The organism is Modestobacter sp. KNN46-3 (assembly GCF_011039295.1).
This window is the reverse complement of record NZ_JAAKGN010000005.1, coordinates 31203-51399: the sequence shown is the minus strand read 5'-3', so window position 1 is coordinate 51399 and position 20197 is coordinate 31203. Positions and strand designations below refer to the sequence as shown.

Annotated in this window: 19 protein-coding genes and 1 tRNA gene; 11 read left to right on the top strand and 9 right to left on the bottom strand. The window is 73.5% G+C overall.

What is annotated here, in order from left to right:
* The first annotated feature begins 150 nt into the window (after positions 1-150).
* Entirely contained in the window at positions 151-519 is a 369-nt protein-coding gene (locus tag G5C62_RS03065; protein WP_036336489.1) for a hypothetical protein, read from the top strand.
* 107 nt (positions 520-626) lie between these two features.
* On the opposite strand, the gene G5C62_RS03060 is transcribed toward G5C62_RS03065, so the two are convergent.
* From G5C62_RS03060 to G5C62_RS03045, 4 genes are all read right to left on the bottom strand, one after another.
* Positions 627-2150, bottom strand: coding sequence for an ATP-binding cassette domain-containing protein (locus tag G5C62_RS03060; RefSeq protein WP_164699943.1), 1524 nt, complete (start codon positions 2148-2150; stop codon positions 627-629).
* 156 nt (positions 2151-2306) lie between these two features.
* Positions 2307-3818 (bottom strand): glycoside hydrolase family 13 protein, encoded by a 1512-nt coding sequence (locus tag G5C62_RS03055; RefSeq protein WP_241175672.1) that lies wholly within the window; start codon positions 3816-3818, stop codon positions 2307-2309.
* Positions 3819-3944: 126 nt separating this feature from the next.
* Complete coding sequence (locus tag G5C62_RS03050; protein ID WP_052091451.1) at positions 3945-4343, bottom strand: globin; 399 nt, start codon at positions 4341-4343, stop codon at positions 3945-3947.
* Positions 4340-5662: an MFS transporter gene (locus G5C62_RS03045; protein WP_164699950.1), complete on the bottom strand. Its 1323-nt coding sequence runs from the start codon at positions 5660-5662 to the stop codon at positions 4340-4342. The genes G5C62_RS03050 and G5C62_RS03045 overlap by 4 nt, the downstream gene beginning before the upstream one ends.
* Before the next feature lie 181 nt (positions 5663-5843).
* Here G5C62_RS03045 and G5C62_RS03040 point away from each other — a divergent pair, with 181 nt between their 5' ends.
* The 4 genes from G5C62_RS03040 (at position 5844) to G5C62_RS03025 (ending at position 10960) form a co-directional block, all read left to right on the top strand.
* Positions 5844-7247, top strand: a complete 1404-nt coding sequence (locus tag G5C62_RS03040) for an MFS transporter (protein ID WP_241175673.1) — start codon at positions 5844-5846, stop codon at positions 7245-7247.
* Positions 7244-7642 carry a globin gene (locus G5C62_RS03035; protein ID WP_052091451.1) on the top strand — a complete coding sequence of 133 codons (399 nt, stop codon included), beginning with the start codon at positions 7244-7246 and terminating at the stop codon, positions 7640-7642. Before G5C62_RS03040 ends, G5C62_RS03035 begins: the two co-directional genes overlap by 4 nt.
* A gap of 126 nt (positions 7643-7768) precedes the next feature.
* Positions 7769-9280: a glycoside hydrolase family 13 protein gene (locus G5C62_RS03030; protein ID WP_241175672.1), complete on the top strand. Its 1512-nt coding sequence runs from the start codon at positions 7769-7771 to the stop codon at positions 9278-9280.
* 156 nt (positions 9281-9436) lie between these two features.
* A complete protein-coding gene (locus G5C62_RS03025) occupies positions 9437-10960 on the top strand; it encodes an ATP-binding cassette domain-containing protein (RefSeq protein ID WP_164699943.1) in 1524 nt (507 codons plus the stop codon).
* Between the two features lie 107 nt (positions 10961-11067).
* On the opposite strand, the gene G5C62_RS03020 is transcribed toward G5C62_RS03025, so the two are convergent.
* Positions 11068-11436 (bottom strand): hypothetical protein, encoded by a 369-nt coding sequence (locus tag G5C62_RS03020; RefSeq protein ID WP_036336489.1) that lies wholly within the window; start codon positions 11434-11436, stop codon positions 11068-11070.
* 585 nt (positions 11437-12021) lie between these two features.
* Here G5C62_RS03020 and G5C62_RS03015 point away from each other — a divergent pair.
* The 4 genes from G5C62_RS03015 to G5C62_RS03000 are packed head-to-tail and all read left to right on the top strand — an operon-like array spanning position 12022 to position 14520.
* Positions 12022-12585, top strand: a complete 564-nt coding sequence (locus tag G5C62_RS03015; protein WP_036336488.1) for a biotin transporter BioY — start codon at positions 12022-12024, stop codon at positions 12583-12585.
* Positions 12582-13322: an energy-coupling factor ABC transporter ATP-binding protein gene (locus G5C62_RS03010; RefSeq protein WP_081975403.1), complete on the top strand. Its 741-nt coding sequence runs from the start codon at positions 12582-12584 to the stop codon at positions 13320-13322. Before G5C62_RS03015 ends, G5C62_RS03010 begins: the two co-directional genes overlap by 4 nt.
* Positions 13319-13978: an energy-coupling factor transporter transmembrane component T gene (locus G5C62_RS03005; protein WP_036336487.1), complete on the top strand. Its 660-nt coding sequence runs from the start codon at positions 13319-13321 to the stop codon at positions 13976-13978. Before G5C62_RS03010 ends, G5C62_RS03005 begins: the two co-directional genes overlap by 4 nt.
* Entirely contained in the window at positions 13975-14520 is a 546-nt protein-coding gene (locus tag G5C62_RS03000; protein WP_231558358.1) for an MOSC domain-containing protein, read from the top strand. The genes G5C62_RS03005 and G5C62_RS03000 overlap by 4 nt, the downstream gene beginning before the upstream one ends.
* Positions 14521-14570: 50 nt before the next feature.
* Here G5C62_RS03000 and G5C62_RS02995 read toward each other — a convergent pair whose 3' ends face one another.
* Entirely contained in the window at positions 14571-14990 is a 420-nt protein-coding gene (locus G5C62_RS02995; protein ID WP_036336486.1) for a thioesterase family protein, read from the bottom strand.
* A gap of 81 nt (positions 14991-15071) precedes the next feature.
* On the opposite strand from G5C62_RS02995, the gene G5C62_RS28485 reads away from it, so the two are divergent.
* The gene (locus G5C62_RS28485) at positions 15072-15503 is read left to right on the top strand and encodes a protein-tyrosine phosphatase family protein (RefSeq protein WP_036336495.1); all 432 of its coding nucleotides are present in this window, start codon (positions 15072-15074) and stop codon (positions 15501-15503) included.
* A 154-nt stretch (positions 15504-15657) separates the two neighbouring features.
* Here G5C62_RS28485 and ettA read toward each other — a convergent pair whose 3' ends face one another.
* Positions 15658-17328, bottom strand: a complete 1671-nt coding sequence (gene ettA, locus G5C62_RS02985) for an energy-dependent translational throttle protein EttA (RefSeq protein ID WP_036336485.1) — start codon at positions 17326-17328, stop codon at positions 15658-15660.
* A 114-nt stretch (positions 17329-17442) separates the two neighbouring features.
* Positions 17443-17988, bottom strand: coding sequence for a single-stranded DNA-binding protein (locus G5C62_RS02980; RefSeq protein ID WP_164699942.1), 546 nt, complete (start codon positions 17986-17988; stop codon positions 17443-17445).
* A gap of 211 nt (positions 17989-18199) precedes the next feature.
* Between G5C62_RS02980 and G5C62_RS02975 the strand changes: the two genes are divergently transcribed.
* Positions 18200-18275: transfer RNA gene (locus G5C62_RS02975), tRNA-Arg, on the top strand.
* Between the two features lie 61 nt (positions 18276-18336).
* Here the strand turns inward: G5C62_RS02975 and G5C62_RS02970 are convergent.
* On the bottom strand, positions 18337-19668 hold the full coding sequence (locus G5C62_RS02970; protein ID WP_164699941.1) for a site-specific integrase: 1332 nt from the start codon (positions 19666-19668) through the stop codon (positions 18337-18339).
* Between the last annotated feature and the right edge of the window lie 529 nt (positions 19669-20197).

Here is a 20197-nt window from a genome sequence, read left to right as displayed (position 1 = left end):
GGTGCGGCACCCGCCGGGGTGGCCCTGCCGCCTCCCCGGAGCCCCGTGCACGTCCGGACCGCAGGTCCGTCCGCTCGAGCCGGGTCAGCCCCTGACCCGGTGCGCAGCACCCCGCTGCGACCCCCACCGAGAACGACAGGAGCCTCATCCGTGGCACAGCTCGACAACGTCATCGCCGATCTCCTCGCGATCGAGGGCGCCAGCGGCGCCGCGATCGTCGACATCGACAGCGGCATGGCCCTCGCAGTCGGCGGTTCCCCCGGCTTCGACCTCAACGTCGCCGCCGCCGGCAACTCCAACGTGGTGCGCGCCAAGCTCCGCACCATCTCCGACCTCGAGCTGAACGACGAGATCCAGGACGTCCTGATCACGCTGGAGGGCCAGTACCACCTGATCAACGTGCTCAAGGGCCAGGGCAACGCCGGCCTGTTCATCTATCTCGTGCTCAACCGCGCGACGGCCAACCTGGCGCTGGCCCGGCACAAGCTGCGGGCGGTCGCCGGCGGCGTCAGCGTCTGACCCCGGCGTGGCGCCGCCTGCCCGGGCGGCGCCACCCGGCGCAGACCACCGACGCGGATCGACCCCGCACCGCTCACCCAAGGGCGTGGCCCGGTCGGCGTCCGGCCTCAGGCGGTGGCTGCCTCGACGATCCGGTCACGGACGGCGTCCGCTGCCAGCTGGGTGGTGTCGATCCAGCGCGTGACCCGGCCGCCGGACACGATGCCGACGCGGTCGCAGCACTCGGCCAGCTCGTCGGGGTCCACCGACACGACGACGACGGACGTGCCGTGCGCGGTGGCGTCGTCCAGCATCCGGCGCACCTGCTGGCGGGCCCGCACGTCCAGCCCTCGGGTGGGCTCGTGCAGCACGAGGACGTCCTGTGCGGAGGACGCCATCCACCGGGCCAGGGCGATCTTGTGCTGGTCGCCACCGGACAGCGCGCCGAACATCGTGCGGATGCTCAGCGTCTTGACGTCCATCTGGTGCACGGTCCGGATGACCGCGCGCAGCGTGGCGATCTCCTTGCGCACGTCGGTCAGCGCGCCCCACTGCTCCTGGGTGAGCGTCCGGGCGATCGTCTCCCCGGGGTCGACCCCGTAGGCGTCCTCGTCGGGGCGGTAGGCGGGCAGCCGCAGCAGCTCGTCGCCGGCCGCCGAGCCCAGCGACCGGGGTTCGCCGTGCAGCAGCAGCTCGTCGGTGATCGCCGGGAGCTCCCCGGACAACGCGCCGACGAGCTCACCGACGCCGGAGGAGCGGTGCCCGGTCAGCCCGATCACCTCGCCCCGGTGCAGCAGCAGGTCCACGCCCTCGACCGCGCCGGGCACCCGCAGGTTGCGCACCTGGAGCGCCACCTCGTCGGAGGCCACCCGCCGCGGGGGGAGCACGGCGGCCTCGTCCGCCGGCGCCGGCTGCGGCGTCACCCGCCGCGTGGGCAGCGGCACCTGCTCGCCCACCGTCTCCGCGGCCAGCTGCACCGGGTCCAGCGCGTCGGCCGGGCTGTCCAGGGCGATCCGTCCGTCGCGGAGCACCAGCACCCGGTCGACGACCGCGAGCATCTCCGGCAGCCGGTGGCTGATGTAGAGCACCCCGCGCCCCTGTCGGCTGAGCCGGCCGGCCACGGCGTGCAGGCCGTCCACCTCCACGGGCAGCAGCGCGGCCGAGACCTCGTCCAGCACCACCAGCCGGGTGTCCTCGGCCAGCACGCGGGCGATCTCCACCACCCCGTGCACGAAGTGCGGCAGGTCGCCGACGAGGGTGTCGGGGTCGACGTCCAGGGAGACCTCGGCGAGCAGCACCTGGGCCTGCCGGCGCAGGTCGGACTGCGGGCGCCCGGCCTGGGTGGTGCCGCGGAAGACCGCCTGGGCGACGGTGAGCCCCGGGTCGATCCGGACGAGCTGTTCGACGACCCCGACGCCGAGGTGGCGAGCGTCCTCCGCCGACAGCGGGGCGTAGGGGTGGCCCAGCAGGGTCATGGCGCCGGAGTCGGCCGCGGTGATGCCGGCGAGGACGTCGCCGAGGGTCGACTTGCCAGCGCCGTTGGCGCCCACCAGCCCGACGATCTCGCCCTCGCCGAGGCTGAACGAGACGTCCCGCAGGACGCGTCGGGCCCCGAAGGACTTCGTCAGGCCCGCGACCTCCAGCAACGACATGGGCGGGCGGGCCTCCCCCGGAGAGCGTCCCCGGCACGGCCGGCGGACGACGGTTCCAGCGCCCCCGCGACGCTGTGTAACGACAGCGATGCTACCCGCTCGGGGGTGACGCGCCTCCCGAGACGGCGAGTCCCGGGAGGCACGCCGCGGGTCCCCTCAGGCGCTGAGCCAGACCGCCGCGTCGACCGGCACCGACCCGTCGGTGACCGGTGCGCTCGCCAGGAGCAGCTGCCCCTCCGGCAGCGGGACCGGGGCGGCGGAGAGGTTGAGCAGGCAGACCAGCCCTCCAGGTCGCCGGAACACCAGGCAGCCCTCCGGGGCGGGCAGCCACTCCACGCCGTCGCCGGCGAAGACCGGGGAGCTGCGGCGCAGCGCCAACGCCGCCCGGTACAGCGACAGCATCGAGTCGGCGTCGTCCGTCTGGGCCGCGGCGGTCAGCGGCGCCCAGCCTGCGGGCATCGGCAGCCAGGTGTCGGCGGTGGTGGAGAACCCGTACGGCGGCTGGTCGCCGGACCAGGGGAGCGGCACCCGGCAGCCGTCCCGGCCGCGCTCGGTGCGGCCCGACCGCTCCCAGATCGGGTCCTGGAGCACCTCGTCGGGCAGGTCGACGTCGGGCATGCCGAGCTCGTCGCCGTTGTAGACGTAGGCGACGCCGGGCAGCGCCAGCTGCAGCAGTGCCGCAGCCCGGGCCCGCCGGGTGCCGACCTCGCCGCCGCCGTAGCGCGTGACGTGCCGGGGCCGGTCGTGGTTGGACAGCACCCAGCAGGCCGGCGCCGGGGTGGCGGCGACCGTGGCCAGCGAGTGCTCGACCGCCGAACGCAGCTCCTCGGCGTCCCACTCGGCGGTCAGCAGCCGGAAGTTGAACGCCAGGTGCAGTTCGTCCGGGCGCAGGTACTGGGCCAGCCGCTCGTCGTCGAAGACCCAGACCTCGCCCACCGCCATCCGGTCGGGGTACTGGTCCAGCACCGCACGCACCCGCTGGTGCAACGCGTGCACGTGGTCCTGGTCGAACCGCAGGTCGCCGGGGCCGTCGTCGGCGAACAGGCCGGTGTCCTCGACCGGCACCATGTCCGGCAGCCCGGCGGGCTTGGCCATCCCGTGCGCCACGTCGATCCGGAAGCCGTCGACCCCGCGGTCCAGCCAGAAGTGCAGGGTCTCCTCGAGGTCGGTGACCACCTCGGGGTTGCTGTAGTCCAGGTCGGGCTGCTCGGGGGCGAACAGGTGCAGGTACCACTGGCCGTCGGGCACCCGGGTCCAGGCCGGACCGCCGAACACCGAGGGCCAGTTGTTCGGCGGCTGGGCGCCGTCCGGGCCTGACCCGTCGCGGAAGAAGTAGCGGTCCCGGGCCGGTGAGCCCGCCGGGGCGGCCAGCGCCTCGGCGAACCACTCGTGGTCGTGGGAGCTGTGGTTGGGCACCAGGTCGATGGTCACCCGCAGGCCCAGCGCGTGGGCGTCGGCCAGCAGCGCGTCGAAGCCGGCCAGGTCACCGAAGACCGGCTCCACGCCACGGGGGTCGGCGACGTCGTACCCGTGGTCGTGCATCGGCGAGGGGTAGAAGGGCGTGATCCACAGCGCGTCGACCCCGAGCTCGGCGAGGTGGGGCAGGTGCTCGCGGATGCCCTCGAGGTCACCGACGCCGTCGCCGGTGGCGTCGGCGAAGCTGCGCACGTAGACCTGGTAGAAGACCGCGTCCCGCCACCAGTCGGCGGTCGCGGGGGGGACGGGCGTCGGGTGCTGGCTCAGCGGAGGCTCCTCGGGAGGTCGGTGCAGGTGCGGCCGCGGCGCAGGGGTCGGTCAGCGGTTCTGCATGCTGTGCGCCGCCATCTCCAGGTAACCCCACAACGTGGCGTCCTGCTCGGCGGTGAGGTCCAGGCTGTCGACGGCGGCACGCATGTGGGTCAGCCACGCATCGCGCGCCTTCTCGTCGACGGCGAAGGGCGCGTGCCGCATCCGCAGCCGGGGGTGCCCGCGCTCCTCGGAGTAGGTGCGCGGCCCGCCCCAGTACTGCTCCAGGAACATCCGCAGCCGCGTCTCGGCGCCGTCCCAGTCGTCGGCCGGGTACATCGGGCGCAGGATCGGGTCCTCCCGGACCGCGCCGTAGAAGTGCGCGACGAGGGTGCGGAAGGTCTGCTCGCCACCGATCTCGTCGTAGAAGCTGCCCGCCGAGGGCAGCGGCCGGCTCGTCTCGCTCATGACTGCGATGGTCCTCCAGGGACGGGCGCGGGGCTCACGCGGGCCGTGGTCTCACCGGGTCGGCTGCGCCGCAGGGCGATCAGCGGGACGACGACGACGACCAGCCCGATGCCGCCCGACAGCGCCACCACCGTGTTCGGTGCCAGGACCTCGGCCCCGAGCCCGGCGAGCACGACACCGAGCCCCTGGACCCCGGCGAGCCCCGCGGCCGCCACCCCGAACGCCCGCCCGCGGTAGGCGCTGGGCACCGCCTGCACGAAGGCGACGTTCAGCGGGATCGAGCAGGCGCCGCCGATCCCGGCGACGAAGAAGAGCGCCACCACGGCGGCGAACGCGGCGCTGCCGGTGCCCAGCCACACCGGCACCAGCCCGGCCAGCAGCACGCCGCCGAGGGACAGCGCCACCAGCGGGGCCAGCAGCCGCTCGCGGACGTGCGGCGGGCAGAAGCGGCCCACGACCAGGCCGCCGAGGGCGGTGCCGGCCGGCGCGGCGGCCAGCAGGATGCCGGTGGCGGCGGTGGTGCCCTGCAACTGCAGGCCCAGCGGGGTGGCGATGCCCTCGGGCGCGTTGACGAATAGTGCGGCCACCCAGAGCACGCCGACGATGGACAGCAGCCGGGGTGTGGTGGCGCCGAACCGCCTGCCGCTGGCGGTCTCCCGCCACAGCGACCGGACCTCTGTCCCGCCGTCGGCGGACCCGGGTGCGGGGCGGCGCTGCAGGCCGAGGGCCAGCCAGCCGGCGGAGACGGCGAAGGTGGCGGCGTTGAGCAGCAACGCCGCCGAAGGGGAGAAGTGCAGCAGCAGGGCGCCGCCGAGCAGGAAGCCGATCAGCTGGGAGAGCTGGGCCGTGACGCCGGTCAGCGAGGTGGCCACGGCGTAGCGGTCGCCCTCCAGCACGTCGGCCATCAGCGCCGAGCGGGCCGCCTCGAACGGTGGCGAGCACAGCGACACCAGCAGCAGAAGGCCCAGCAGCAGCGCCAGCGGCAGGCCGGGGACAGCCATGGCCGCCACCAGGGCCGCGCGGGCGAGGTCGCTGGTGATCAGCACCCGGTGCCGCGGCAGGCGGTCGGCCAGCGCGGCCAGCACCGGGCCGCCGAGGATCCACGGCAGGTAGCTGATGCCGAAGGTGATCGCCGACAGCAGTGCCGACTCGGTGCGCTGGTAGACGAGCACGGTCAGCGCGACCCGGGCGAGCTCGTCGCCGATGGTGGAGAGCAGGTAGGAGCCGAAGAGCGGCCGGAACTCGCCGACCGCGAAGACCTGCCCGTAGGTGGCCGGTCGGCTGGTCCCGCGGTCGGACCGAGGACGGCGGCGGCTCAGCAGCGTCCCCTGTCGCTGGGGGTGGCGATCACCGCTCGTGCCCGTTCCATGACGCGGGAGTGTGGCAGGTCACGTCAACGGGCCCTTCCGCCAAGCGGCAGCCCCCGCCGGGCGGCTGCCGGGCACCTCGGTACCGGAACGCGGGCGGCACGCCGCCCGGCTCCGCCGCCGGTGATCGACGGTGCACCACCAACCTGCCACACTCCCGCGTCATGGAACGGGCACGAGCGGTGATCGCCACCCCCAGCGACAGGGGACGCTGCTGAGCCGCCGCCGTCCTCGGTCCGACCGCGGGACCAGCCGACCGGCCACCTACGGGCAGGTCTTCGCGGTCGGCGAGTTCCGGCCGCTCTTCGGCTCCTACCTGCTCTCCACCATCGGCGACGAGCTCGCCCGGGTCGCGCTGACCGTGCTCGTCTACCAGCGCACCGAGTCGGCACTGCTGTCGGCGATCACCTTCGGCATCAGCTACCTGCCGTGGATCCTCGGCGGCCCGGTGCTGGCCGCGCTGGCCGACCGCCTGCCGCGGCACCGGGTGCTGATCACCAGCGACCTCGCCCGCGCGGCCCTGGTGGCGGCCATGGCTGTCCCCGGCCTGCCGCTGGCGCTGCTGCTGGGCCTTCTGCTGCTGGTGTCGCTGTGCTCGCCACCGTTCGAGGCGGCCCGCTCGGCGCTGATGGCCGACGTGCTGGAGGGCGACCGCTACGCCGTGGCCACCTCGCTGACCGGCGTCACGGCCCAGCTCTCCCAGCTGATCGGCTTCCTGCTCGGCGGCGCCCTGCTGCTGCACTTCTCCCCTTCGGCGGCGTTGCTGCTCAACGCCGCCACCTTCGCCGTCTCCGCCGGCTGGCTGGCCCTCGGCCTGCAGCGCCGCCCCGCACCCGGGTCCGCCGACGCCGGGACAGAGGTCCGGTCGCTGTGGCGGGAGACCGCCAGCGGCATGCGGTTCGTCGCCACCACACCCCGGCTGCTGTCCATCGTCGGCGTGCTCTGGGTGGCCGCACTGTTCGTCAACGCGCCCGAGGGCATCGCCACCCCGCTGGGCCTGCAGTTGCAGGGCACCACCGCCGCCACCGGCATCCTGCTGGCCGCCGCGCCGGCCGGCACCGCCCTCGGCGGCCTGGTCGTGGGCCGCTTCTGCCCGCCGCACGTCCGCGAGCGGCTGCTGGCCCCGCTGGTGGCGCTGTCCCTCGGCGGCGTGCTGCTGGCCGGGCTGGTGCCGGTGTGGCTGGGCACCGGCAGCGCCGCGTTCGCCGCCGTGGTGGCGCTCTTCTTCGTCGCCGGGATCGGCGGCGCCTGCTCGATCCCGCTGAACGTCGCCTTCGTGCAGGCGGTGCCCAGCGCCTACCGCGGGCGGGCGTTCGGGGTGGCGGCCGCGGGGCTCGCCGGGGTCCAGGGGCTCGGTGTCGTGCTCGCCGGGCTCGGGGCCGAGGTCCTGGCACCGAACACGGTGGTGGCGCTGTCGGGCGGCATCGGGCTGGTCGTCGTCGTCGTCCCGCTGATCGCCCTGCGGCGCAGCCGACCCGGTGAGACCACGGCCCGCGTGAGCCCCGCGCCCGTCCCTGGAGGACCATCGCAGTCATGAGCGAGACGAGCCGGCCGCTGCCCTCGGCGGGCAGCTTCTACGACGAGATCGGTGGCGAGCAGACCTTCCGCACCCTCGTCGCGCACTTCTACGGCGCGGTCCGGGAGGACCCGATCCTGCGCCCGATGTACCCGGCCGACGACTGGGACGGCGCCGAGACGCGGCTGCGGATGTTCCTGGAGCAGTACTGGGGCGGGCCGCGCACCTACTCCGAGGAGCGCGGGCACCCCCGGCTGCGGATGCGGCACGCGCCCTTCGCCGTCGACGAGAAGGCGCGCGATGCGTGGCTGACCCACATGCGTGCCGCCGTCGACAGCCTGGACCTCACCGCCGAGCAGGACGCCACGTTGTGGGGTTACCTGGAGATGGCGGCGCACAGCATGCAGAACCGCTGACCGACCCCTGCGCCGCGGCCGCACCTGCACCGACCTCCCGAGGAGCCTCCGCTGAGCCAGCACCCGACGCCCGTCCCCCCCGCGACCGCCGACTGGTGGCGGGACGCGGTCTTCTACCAGGTCTACGTGCGCAGCTTCGCCGACGCCACCGGCGACGGCGTCGGTGACCTCGAGGGCATCCGCGAGCACCTGCCCCACCTCGCCGAGCTCGGGGTCGACGCGCTGTGGATCACGCCCTTCTACCCCTCGCCGATGCACGACCACGGGTACGACGTCGCCGACCCCCGTGGCGTGGAGCCGGTCTTCGGTGACCTGGCCGGCTTCGACGCGCTGCTGGCCGACGCCCACGCGCTGGGCCTGCGGGTGACCATCGACCTGGTGCCCAACCACAGCTCCCACGACCACGAGTGGTTCGCCGAGGCGCTGGCCGCCCCGGCGGGCTCACCGGCCCGGGACCGCTACTTCTTCCGCGACGGGTCAGGCCCGGACGGCGCCCAGCCGCCGAACAACTGGCCCTCGGTGTTCGGCGGTCCGGCCTGGACCCGGGTGCCCGACGGCCAGTGGTACCTGCACCTGTTCGCCCCCGAGCAGCCCGACCTGGACTACAGCAACCCCGAGGTGGTCACCGACCTCGAGGAGACCCTGCACTTCTGGCTGGACCGCGGGGTCGACGGCTTCCGGATCGACGTGGCGCACGGGATGGCCAAGCCCGCCGGGCTGCCGGACATGGTGCCGGTCGAGGACACCGGCCTGTTCGCCGACGACGGCCCCGGCGACCTGCGGTTCGACCAGGACCACGTGCACGCGTTGCACCAGCGGGTGCGTGCGGTGCTGGACCAGTACCCCGACCGGATGGCGGTGGGCGAGGTCTGGGTCTTCGACGACGAGCGGCTGGCCCAGTACCTGCGCCCGGACGAACTGCACCTGGCGTTCAACTTCCGGCTGCTGACCGCCGAGTGGGACGCCGAGGAGCTGCGTTCGGCGGTCGAGCACTCGCTGGCCACGGTCGCCGCCACCCCGGCGCCGGCCTGCTGGGTGCTGTCCAACCACGACCGGCCCCGGCACGTCACGCGCTACGGCGGCGGCGAGGTCGGCACCCGGCGGGCCCGGGCTGCGGCACTGCTGCAGCTGGCGCTGCCCGGCGTCGCCTACGTCTACAACGGCGACGAGCTCGGCATGCCCGACGTCGACCTGCCCGACGAGGTGCTCCAGGACCCGATCTGGGAGCGGTCGGGCCGCACCGAGCGCGGCCGGGACGGCTGCCGGGTGCCGCTCCCCTGGTCCGGCGACCAGCCGCCGTACGGGTTCTCCACCACCGCCGACACCTGGCTGCCGATGCCCGCAGGCTGGGCGCCGCTGACCGCCGCGGCCCAGACGGACGACGCCGACTCGATGCTGTCGCTGTACCGGGCGGCGTTGGCGCTGCGCCGCAGCTCCCCGGTCTTCGCCGGCGACGGCGTGGAGTGGCTGCCCGCCCCGGAGGGCTGCCTGGTGTTCCGGCGACCTGGAGGGCTGGTCTGCCTGCTCAACCTCTCCGCCGCCCCGGTCCCGCTGCCGGAGGGGCAGCTGCTCCTGGCGAGCGCACCGGTCACCGACGGGTCGGTGCCGGTCGACGCGGCGGTCTGGCTCAGCGCCTGAGGGGACCCGCGGCGTGCCTCCCGGGACTCGCCGTCTCGGGAGGCGCGTCACCCCCGAGCGGGTAGCATCGCTGTCGTTACACAGCGTCGCGGGGGCGCTGGAACCGTCGTCCGCCGGCCGTGCCGGGGACGCTCTCCGGGGGAGGCCCGCCCGCCCATGTCGTTGCTGGAGGTCGCGGGCCTGACGAAGTCCTTCGGGGCCCGACGCGTCCTGCGGGACGTCTCGTTCAGCCTCGGCGAGGGCGAGATCGTCGGGCTGGTGGGCGCCAACGGCGCTGGCAAGTCGACCCTCGGCGACGTCCTCGCCGGCATCACCGCGGCCGACTCCGGCGCCATGACCCTGCTGGGCCACCCCTACGCCCCGCTGTCGGCGGAGGACGCTCGCCACCTCGGCGTCGGGGTCGTCGAACAGCTCGTCCGGATCGACCCGGGGCTCACCGTCGCCCAGGCGGTCTTCCGCGGCACCACCCAGGCCGGGCGCCCGCAGTCCGACCTGCGCCGGCAGGCCCAGGTGCTGCTCGCCGAGGTCTCCCTGGACGTCGACCCCGACACCCTCGTCGGCGACCTGCCGCACTTCGTGCACGGGGTGGTGGAGATCGCCCGCGTGCTGGCCGAGGACACCCGGCTGGTGGTGCTGGACGAGGTCTCGGCCGCGCTGCTGCCCGTGGAGGTGGACGGCCTGCACGCCGTGGCCGGCCGGCTCAGCCGACAGGGGCGCGGGGTGCTCTACATCAGCCACCGGCTGCCGGAGATGCTCGCGGTCGTCGACCGGGTGCTGGTGCTCCGCGACGGACGGATCGCCCTGGACAGCCCGGCCGACGCGCTGGACCCGGTGCAGCTGGCCGCGGAGACGGTGGGCGAGCAGGTGCCGCTGCCCACGCGGCGGGTGACGCCGCAGCCGGCGCCGGCGGACGAGGCCGCCGTGCTCCCCCCGCGGCGGGTGGCCTCCGACGAGGTGGCGCTCCAGGTGCGCAACCTGCGGGTGCCCGGCGCGGTCGAGGGCGTGGACCTGCTGCTGCACCGGGGCGAGGTGATCGGGCTGACCGGGCACCGCTCCTCCGGCGTCGGTGAGCTCGTCGGCGCGTTGTCCGGGGAGCTCCCGGCGATCACCGACGAGCTGCTGCTGCACGGCGAACCCCGGTCGCTGGGCTCGGCGGCCGGCGACGAGCTGCTGCGGCTGCCCGCCTACCGCCCCGACGAGGACGCCTACGGGGTCGACCCCGGGGAGACGATCGCCCGGACGCTCACCCAGGAGCAGTGGGGCGCGCTGACCGACGTGCGCAAGGAGATCGCCACGCTGCGCGCGGTCATCCGGACCGTGCACCAGATGGACGTCAAGACGCTGAGCATCCGCACGATGTTCGGCGCGCTGTCCGGTGGCGACCAGCACAAGATCGCCCTGGCCCGGTGGATGGCGTCCTCCGCACAGGACGTCCTCGTGCTGCACGAGCCCACCCGAGGGCTGGACGTGCGGGCCCGCCAGCAGGTGCGCCGGATGCTGGACGACGCCACCGCGCACGGCACGTCCGTCGTCGTCGTGTCGGTGGACCCCGACGAGCTGGCCGAGTGCTGCGACCGCGTCGGCATCGTGTCCGGCGGCCGGGTCACGCGCTGGATCGACACCACCCAGCTGGCAGCGGACGCCGTCCGTGACCGGATCGTCGAGGCAGCCACCGCCTGAGGCCGGACGCCGACCGGGCCACGCCCTTGGGTGAGCGGTGCGGGGTCGATCCGCGTCGGTGGTCTGCGCCGGGTGGCGCCGCCCGGGCAGGCGGCGCCACGCCGGGGTCAGACGCTGACGCCGCCGGCGACCGCCCGCAGCTTGTGCCGGGCCAGCGCCAGGTTGGCCGTCGCGCGGTTGAGCACGAGATAGATGAACAGGCCGGCGTTGCCCTGGCCCTTGAGCACGTTGATCAGGTGGTACTGGCCCTCCAGCGTGATCAGGACGTCCTGGATCTCGTCGTTCAGCTCGAGGTCGGAGATGGTGCGGAGCTTGGCGCGCACCACGTTGGAGTTGCCGGCGGCGGCGACGTTGAGGTCGAAGCCGGGGGAACCGCCGACTGCGAGGGCCATGCCGCTGTCGATGTCGACGATCGCGGCGCCGCTGGCGCCCTCGATCGCGAGGAGATCGGCGATGACGTTGTCGAGCTGTGCCACGGATGAGGCTCCTGTCGTTCTCGGTGGGGGTCGCAGCGGGGTGCTGCGCACCGGGTCAGGGGCTGACCCGGCTCGAGCGGACGGACCTGCGGTCCGGACGTGCACGGGGCTCCGGGGAGGCGGCAGGGCCACCCCGGCGGGTGCCGCACCGCGCTGAGCACGGTGCGGAGCCACCTCGTCGCCGGCGGGCGGGGCGTCAGGGTGGTGCGGCCGGGCACCGTCGTCGGGCACCAGGCCCGGCTGCGGCGACCCCGGAGGTGCGTCCTGCGGCGGGGGCCGCGACCACGACCACAGCGATGCCCACCACCCGGTTGCCATTGCCCTTGTCCTGCCTTCGCCGAGGGGCTCAGGACCCCAGACAACACGGCTCCGACAGGCCCGGCAAACCGGCTGATGTACCTGCAGGTGAGCGCCTCGACACTGAGCGCACACAGCCCCCGGGACGCTCGTGAACCACCGAGCCACCACCGGCGAGACCGCTCCCCGCCGCCGTCGTGACCGCGCCCGGCCTGTCGGCGCTGCACCGGCCTCGGGTACCTTCCGCCGGGAACGCGGGCCTCCGCCCGCTTGGCTGGAGGAGACGCCGTGAAGACCCGGGACCTGGCGTACATCGCCCTCTTCGCCGCCATCGTCGCAGTGCTCGGGACCCTGCCCGCCATCAACGTCGGTCCGGTGCCGATCACGGCGCAGACCCTCGGCGTCATGCTCGCCGGCAGCGTGCTGGGCGCCCGCCGCGGCTTCCTCGCCGTGTTGCTCTTCCTCGTCCTGGTCGCGGTCGGGCTGCCGTTGCTGGCCAGCGGCGCCGGCGGCCTGGCGCCCTTCGCCGGGGCCTCGGCCGGGTACCTCTTCAGCTGGCCGCTCGCCGCCGCCGTCATCGGCTGGCTGACCGAACGCACCTGGGACCGCTACAACGTGGCCCTCGGCATGCTGGCCAACGTCCTCGGCGGCATCGTCGTCATCTACGCGGTCGGCGTCCCGGTGCTCAAGGTCGTCGCCGGCCTGCCGTGGGAGACCGCGCTGTGGAGCGGCGCCGCCGTCTTCGTCCCCGGCGACCTGGTCAAGGCCTTCGCCGCGGCGGCCATCGCCGACGTCGTCCGGCGCAGCTACCCGGTGATCGAGCGACCACGACGGGCCGTCGACACCCGGTGAGGTTCCGTCGTCCCGGTGCCGTCGGCACCGACGTCGACGTCGCCGACCCGACCCGCGGCATCGAGCTGCGGGGGGTCGGGCAACGGTACGGCGACCGGGTGGTGCTCGACGGCATCGATCTCACGCTGAGCGAGCAGCGGGTCGGGGTGATCGGCGCCAACGGGTCGGGCAAGAGCACCTTCGCCCGGCTGCTCAACGGGCTGGTGGTGCCCAGCGAGGGCCAGGTGCTCGTCGACGGGCTGGACACCCGCACCCAGGTGCGGGCGGTCCGGCGCCGGGTGGGCTTCGTGTTCCAGGACCCCGATGCGCAGATCGTGCACCCCACCGTCGCCGAGGACGTCGCCTACGGGCTGGAGAACCAGGGCGTGCCGGCCGAGGAGCGCGCCGTCCGCGTAGCCGAGGTGCTCGCCCGCCACGGACTGGCCGGGCACGCCGACCACCCGGCCCACCTGCTCTCCGGCGGGCAGAAGCAGCTGCTGGCCATCGCCGGGGTGCTGGTGATGCGGCCGGCTCGCATCGTCTTCGACGAGCCGACGACCCTGCTCGACCTGGTCAACGCCCGCCGGATCGCCGATCTGGTCGTCGGGCTCGAGCAGCAGGTCGTCGTGGTGACCCACCAGCTCGACCTGCTCGACGGCTTCGACCGGGTGCTGGTGATCGACCGCGGCCGGGTCGTCGAGGACGCCGCTCCGGGCCCGGCCGTGCAGGCCTACCGCGCGCTGATGGCCGACCGGTGACCCTGGCGCTGTACGTCCCGCGCAGCAGCGTCGTCCACCGGATGCACGCCGGGGTCAAGCTGCTGGGCCTGGCCGTCCTCGCCGTCCTGCTCTTCGCCCTGCCGACGCTCACCGCGGCCGGCGCGGCGCTGGCCGGGGTGCTCGCCGTGGGGTTGCTCCTGGCGCGGCTGCCGGTCGCCGTCCTGGCCCGGCAGGCCCGCGCGGTGCGCTGGTGGCTGCTGGCGCTGCTCGTCGTGCACGCGCTGACCACCGACGTGCGCACCGGCGCGCACGTCAGCCTCCGGCTGCTGACACTGGTGCTCGCCGCGGCGGTGGTGACGGCGACGACCCGGGTGAACGCGATGGTGGCGGTGGTCGAGTGGCTGTGCGCCCCGTTGCGGCTGGTCGGCGTCCGGCCGGCGCGGGTGGGTCTGGCCATCACCATGGCGCTCCGGTTCATCCCGGTGCTGATCGAGCGCGCCGACCGGATCCGGGCCGCCCAGGCGGCCCGCGGTGGGTCGCCTCGCGGGCTGCGTGCGCTGCGGACGACGATCGCCCCGCTGCTGGTGCAGGTGCTGCAGATGGCCCACGACGTGAGCGAGGCGCTCGATGCCCGCGGGGCCGACGACGTCCCCCCGCCGCGCCGCCGGCGCTCCCCCACCCTGGAGACCCCGTGACCGAGTCCGGCGCCCTGCACGAGATCTGGCGCACCCCGGCGGCGGCCGGGCCGATGCAGCGGGTGCCCGCCGCGCGGTTGCTGGCCGGGCGGGGGCTGGACGGTGACCGGTACGCCCTCGGCGGCGGCACCTGGGCGCAGTACCCGGACCTGGAGAAGCAGCTGACGCTCATCGACCGGGAGGACGTCGCTGCCGTCGCCGCGGAGGCGGGCGTGCCGCTGACGCCCGGCGACACCCGCCGCAACCTGGTGACGGCCGGGGTGGAGCTGCCCGCGCTGGTCGGTCACTGGTTCGCGGTCGGGGACGCCCTGCTGTTCGGCATGAAGCGCTGCCCACCCTGCGCCCACCTCGAGCGGCTCACCGGGGCGCGGCTGGTGAAGGCGATGGTGCGCCGCGGCGGCATCAACGCGGCCGTCTTCGGCGGGGCGGAGATCACCGAGGGTGCCGTCGTCCGGCCGGTGTCGGAGGAGGAGGCCGCCCGGCGAGGGGCGCCGACCGGTGCCGGCCGCCCGGAGCCCCGGATCGTCCCGCTCCCCGACTGAGGCCAGCGGCCTGCGCGCACCGGGGACGGCGGGGCCGGGCGCCACGGAGGTCAGGTCTCGGTGGTGGGCCCGTCGAGGTGGCGACCGAGGAAGGTCTTCTCCTCCGGGGTGAGCCGGCGCGGTCGGTTCAACGCGAAGTCGAAGGTCACCAGCAGGGTGCTGCCGGTGACGGCCAGCTGCCCGTGGTCGAAGAGCTCGTAGTGGCAGGTGAACGCAGCAGCCCGGACGTCGGAGACCCAGATCTGCACCTGGAGCGGGTCGGCGTGGTAGAGCACCGGCCGCTTGTAGGCGATCTCGTGCGACGCGACCACGATCCCCCGGCGCAGGCCCGTCTTCTCGTCGTGGGTGGGCTGGTCGAAGAACAGGTCGACCCGCGCCATCTCGAAGTAGCCGAGGAAGGCCACGTTGTTGATGTGCTGGTAGGCGTCCATGTCCGACCAGCGCATCGGGACGGCGACGGTGTGCCTCACACCCGTCACCCTGCCTCATGGCCCGCCGCCGTCCGCACCGCCCCTGTTCCGTACCGGGCCGTGCAGGCCTACGGTGCCGTCGTGGACCCGTGGGCGGAGACAGAGCCGGGCGTGTTGGTGCTGCCGTCAGGACGCCGCGTCCGCGGTCGGGGCCTGCGGCGACCGTTGCCCGACGGCAGCCCGCCCCCGGCCTTCGGCCTGTACCTGCTGGGCCGCCCGCCGTGCCCCGTCCCGTGGACGACCCGCTGGGTGTGCTGGCCGGACTTCCGGTTGCCCACCGCTCCTGTCGACCTGCACGACGCGTTGCGCGAGCTGTGGCAGCGGGCGGAGACCGAACGGGTCGAGGTCGCCTGCTCGGGCGGCACCGGGCGCACCGGGACGGCGCTGGCCTGCCTGGCGGTCCTGGACGGGCTCCCCCCGGCCCGGGCGGTCGCGTTCGTGCGCGGTCACTACCGCAGGCACGCGGTGGAGACCCGCGGCCAGGCCCGTTTCGTCGCCAGCTTCACCGCCTGACGGAGCGCCCCCCGCATCCGCTGACGGGGGCCCGCAGACGGCGACGGCCGGCCGGAGCACAGAGCTCCGGCCGGCCGTCTGGTGACGCGATGGAACGGCCCCCTTGCCGGGTCCCGGTACGAGCCTGCGCGGGCCGGGGGCAAGGGGTCCTCGCTCAGTCCCGCGTGAGCTTCCGGTAGGTGGCGCGGTGCGGGCGGGCGGCGTCCGGGCCGAGCCGCTCGACCTTGTTCTTCTCGTAGTCGTCGAAGTTGCCCTCGAACCAGAACCACTTCGAGTCGCCCTCGTAGGCCAGGATGTGCGTCGCCACCCGGTCGAGGAACCACCGGTCGTGGCTGACGACCACGGCGCAGCCGGGGAACTCCAGGAGCGCGCCCTCCAGGCTGGTCAGCGTCTCGGTGTCCAGGTCGTTGGTGGGCTCGTCGAGCAGCAGCAGGTTGCCGCCCTGCTTGAGCGTCAGGGCCAGGTTCAGCCGGTTGCGCTCACCGCCGGAGAGCACGCCGGCCTTCTTCTGCTGGTCCGGGCCCTTGAAGCCGAACGCCGAGACGTAGGCACGGGACGGCATCTCCACGTTGCCGACCTTGATGTGGTCCAGGCCGTCGGAGACCACCTCCCACAGGCTCTTGGCCGGGTCGATGCCGCTGCGGTCCTGCGCCACGTAGGCGACCTTGACCGTCTCGCCCATCTTGATCTCGCCGTCGTCGGGCTTGTCCTCGCCGACGAGCATCTTGAACAGGGTGGTCTTGCCGACGCCGTTGGGCCCGACGACGCCCACGATGCCGTTGCGCGGCAGCGTGAACGACAGCCCGTCGATGAGCACCCGGTCACCGAAGCCCTTGGTGAGCTTGTCCGTCTCGACGACCACGTTGCCCAGCCGCGGACCCGGCGGGATCTGGATCTCCTCGAAGTCCAGCTTGCGGAACTTGTCCGCCTCGGTGGCCATCTCCTCGTACCGGGCCAGTCGGGCCTTGCTCTTGGCCTGGCGGGCCTTGGCACCCGAGCGCACCCACTCCAGCTCGTCCTTCAGCCGCTTGGCGCGCTTGGCGTCCTTGGCGCCCTCGACCTTGAGCCGGGTGGCCTTGGTCTCCAGGTAGGTGGAGTAGTTGCCCTCGTAGGGGTAGGCCCGGCCGCGGTCGAGCTCGAGGATCCACTGGGCGACGTTGTCCAGGAAGTACCGGTCGTGGGTGACGGCGACGACGGTGCCGGCGTACTTCTCCAGGTGCTGCTCCAGCCACGCGACGCTCTCCGCGTCCAGGTGGTTGGTGGGCTCGTCGAGCAGCAGGAGGTCGGGGGCCTCCAGCAGCAGCTTGCACAGCGCCACCCGGCGACGCTCACCACCGGAGAGCACCCGCACGTCGGCGTCCCCAGGCGGGCAGCGAAGCGCGTCCATCGCCTGCTCGATGCGGTTGTCGAGCTCCCAGCCGTCGGCGTTCTCGATGACCTCCATGAGCTCGCCCTGCTCGGCCATCAGCGTGTCGAAGTCGGCGTCGGGCTCACCCATGGCGGCGCTGACCTCCTCGAAGCGGGTGAGCGCCGCGCGCAGGTCCTTCACCGCCTCCTCGACGTTGCCGCGGACGTCGAGGTCCTCGTTCAGCGGCGGCTCCTGCTCCAAGATGCCGACCGAGGCGCCGGGAGCCAGCACGGTGTCCCCGTTGGAGGCGGTCTCCATGCCGGCCATGATCTTCAGGACGGTCGACTTGCCGGCACCGTTGGGGCCGACGACACCGATCTTCGCGCCGGGCAGGAACGCCAGCGTCACGTCGTCGAGGATCACCTTGTCGCCGTGCGCCTTGCGCGCACGGACCATCGAGTAGATGTACTGGGCCACTGAGTGGGAGCCTTCCGTCAGGTCGCGAGTGGGGGCGGGGCGGGGCGGCCGTGCTCGGCGGGCACCGGCCCCGCCCCCTGCGTTCTCAGCTCCGATCCTCCCAGCCGGGGAGGCTCACGTCAGCGCCGGGACCGCCGGCTCCTCGGACGTGACCTCGGAGTCCGTCTCGTCCAACGTCTCCTCCCCTCCGATGTAGTCCGTGGACCGCTGCCGGTAGAGCTCCTCGCCCGGCGGCGTCTCCTCGCTCGGCGCCGTCTCCTCGCTCGGCGTCGGCGGGGCCGCGAGGGCGGCGGACCGGTCGACACGAGCCGGCCGGGTGAAGTCCGACCACCCACGGGCCAGGTTCAACCCGACCGCGGTGGCCTTGATCCGGTTGGCGCTGCGCCGCCCGGCCTCGCTCTCCCAGGACTCGGTCGACAGGTTGCCGACGACGACGACCGGGTCGCCCTTGGTGACGCTGCGGGCGACGTTGCCACCCAGCTCGTTCCAGCAGGCCACGTCGATCCAGAGCGTGGCGCCGTCGACGAAGCCCTTGGTCTCCTCGTCCCAGCGGCGGGACGTGGACGCCATCCGGAAGTTGGTCACCGACCCGTTGCTGGTGCGGTTCTGGCGCGGGACGTCGACCACGTTGCCGACGACGTGCAGAGGGGTGTCGTTCACGGTGCTCCTCAGGGTGCTGTCCCCGGCGACCTGCCGGGCTGGGACCACCGTCCAGCGCGCGGACCCGGCGGGACAGGAGCTCGGGTCGACTGTGGACACGCCCGCTCGCTGTGGACGACCGGCGCCGTCCCGTCGGGGCACACCGCTACGGCGCGCAGCGCCCCGGGTTCCCGACCGGGCGCCCGCAGCCGATGCGATGATCTGGCCGCGAGCGCCCGTAGCTCAGTGGATAGAGCAGGTGCCTTCTAAGCACTTGGTCGCAGGTTCGATCCCTGCCGGGCGCGCCAGGCACGCGCTTACCTGCGCCTATGCATTGCCTGTCGTGACCACGCAGGTCGAGTTACCGGTTTAATTACCCGTGAGCAGGAACTGGGCCACGTCTGGGCGCTCCGCGAACGGGTCTCGCCCCAGGTACACCCGCGCGGTCATGGACGGGTCAGCGTGGCCCAGCACGTCAGAGATGACCGGCAGGGGGACGCCCTTGGCGTTGAGAACCGATGCCACGGTACGGCGCAGCGTGTGAGGCGTCGCCCAGGGAAACCCCGCGTCCCGAAGGACGGCAGCAACGGCACGGGCACAGTTGGACTGATCCCACTGACGTTCGGTCGGCTCGGCGACCAGCACTTCGCCCGCCCCCCTGGTCGTTGACGACTTCTTGGCCTTTGACTCGCCGGTCATGTGCGGCGCGTGGAACACGTACCCGGTACCGCCAGACTCGTCGTGGCGACGACGCAGCCGTGCGGCCACGTCAGAGGGGAGGTCCACCCGGCGTCGGGCAGCCTTGCTCTTCGTGCCCAGCAGCCGAATGGAGCTCGTGGCCAGGTCCACCGCGTCCCACCGCAGCGTCCGTGCCTCGCTGATCCGGACACCAGTGCCAGCCATGAACGCCAACAGATCGGCGGTCGCCTGGCGCTTGCGCCGGGTCTGCGGTGCCAACACCGCCTCAGCCGCCTGCGCATCGGCGTAGGCGATCAAGGTGCTGCGCTCCGCCTCCGTCAGCGCACGAGTCGTGTCCCGAGCGACGCCGTCCTTGCGGTTGCTCCCCTTCACCTTGCTCGTCTTCGGGGGGTTCACCTGACGCAGCGCGTTCGTTGTCAGGACGCCGTTGTCAATCGCCAGCCCGAACACGCCCATGAGCACGGACCGCGTACTGCGGGCAGCCCCCTCCCCCACGTGGTCGGCAATGTCGTTTAGGAAGTTCCGAAGCCGCTGGGGATCGTTCGCCTGCTTGAGCGTCAGGCCACGCAGGGACGGCGCATCCACTTCCCGCCCGTCCTTGACCCGCTTGGGCGTCGCACAGTTCACATACCGAAGCCACGTGCGCCCGTAGTCGGTAATCGTTCGCTCAGCCTTGCCAGAATCAGGGCGAGCGATGTGGGCGAGGTACATCTCTCCTGCCTTGATGAACGGCGTGCTGTCGGTCATCTCCACGTCGGACACGCCCCGCTCGATGCGACTCCACCGGGCATCCAAGGCCGCCTCTGCGTCGGCCTTGCGTCGTCCCGTGGCCGACAGCTCCCCCTGAAAGCCGTCGTGACCCCTGTAGTAGCAGCGGGCGCGCCACCGTTCGGCGCTACGCGATGGGCAGGTCTTCCACTTGCCACCTTCGTCGCGCTTCTGCGGCGTGGTGGTCGTCTCGCCCCGCCTGCCCGGCTCCAGCGGTCGCCTGCCCTTGGTCATGGAGACTGTCTACCACAGGTAACCAATCGCAGGTAGCTTTCACCGGCTCTACCGGCTCTACCGGCTCTACCGGCTGTCGCAGTCGCACGGATGCGATTGCGCCGCGCTCTCTCCACCGTTGCCTGGACTGTGCGCCCCTGGTCGCGTTCGCCTGCCTTGCTTGGTGCTGGCCCGGCCCCACCCCGGGCAGCCCGCACCTGGGTCCTCGGTCGTGGCTCGCGCTCCTCGGTTCGCGGTCTGCCGTCGTCGCGCTCTGTCGCGGTGCTGACCCGTGCTGGGTCGGCCTGGTCGTTGCGCCCCCTGTCGTCCCCGTGGCTGACCGCCTGAGCTTCGCCGGGTGCCCCATGCATGCCCGAACCTGGTCGCGGTCGTTTTGAACGCTCTGGCCCTGCCCTGCGGCTCTGGCCCTGCCCTGCGGCTCTGGCCCTGCCCTGCGGCTCTGGCCCTGCCCTGCGGCTCTGGCCCTGCCCTGCGGCTCTGGCCCTGCCCTGCGGCTCTGGCCCTGCCCTGCGGCTCTGGCCCTGCGCTG

What these genes read in the sequence shown, in the direction of transcription:
- G5C62_RS03060 (WP_164699943.1), bottom strand. Translation starts at nt 2,150, where the DNA reads ATGTCGTTGCTGGAGGTCGCGGGCCTGACGAAGTCCTTCGGGGCCCGA.
- G5C62_RS03050 (WP_052091451.1), bottom strand. Translation starts at nt 4,343, where the DNA reads ATGAGCGAGACGAGCCGGCCGCTGCCCTCGGCGGGCAGCTTCTACGAC.
- G5C62_RS03035 (WP_052091451.1), top strand. Translation starts at nt 7,244, where the DNA reads ATGAGCGAGACGAGCCGGCCGCTGCCCTCGGCGGGCAGCTTCTACGAC.
- G5C62_RS03025 (WP_164699943.1), top strand. Translation starts at nt 9,437, where the DNA reads ATGTCGTTGCTGGAGGTCGCGGGCCTGACGAAGTCCTTCGGGGCCCGA.
- G5C62_RS02970 (WP_164699941.1), bottom strand. Translation starts at nt 19,668, where the DNA reads ATGACCAAGGGCAGGCGACCGCTGGAGCCGGGCAGGCGGGGCGAGACG.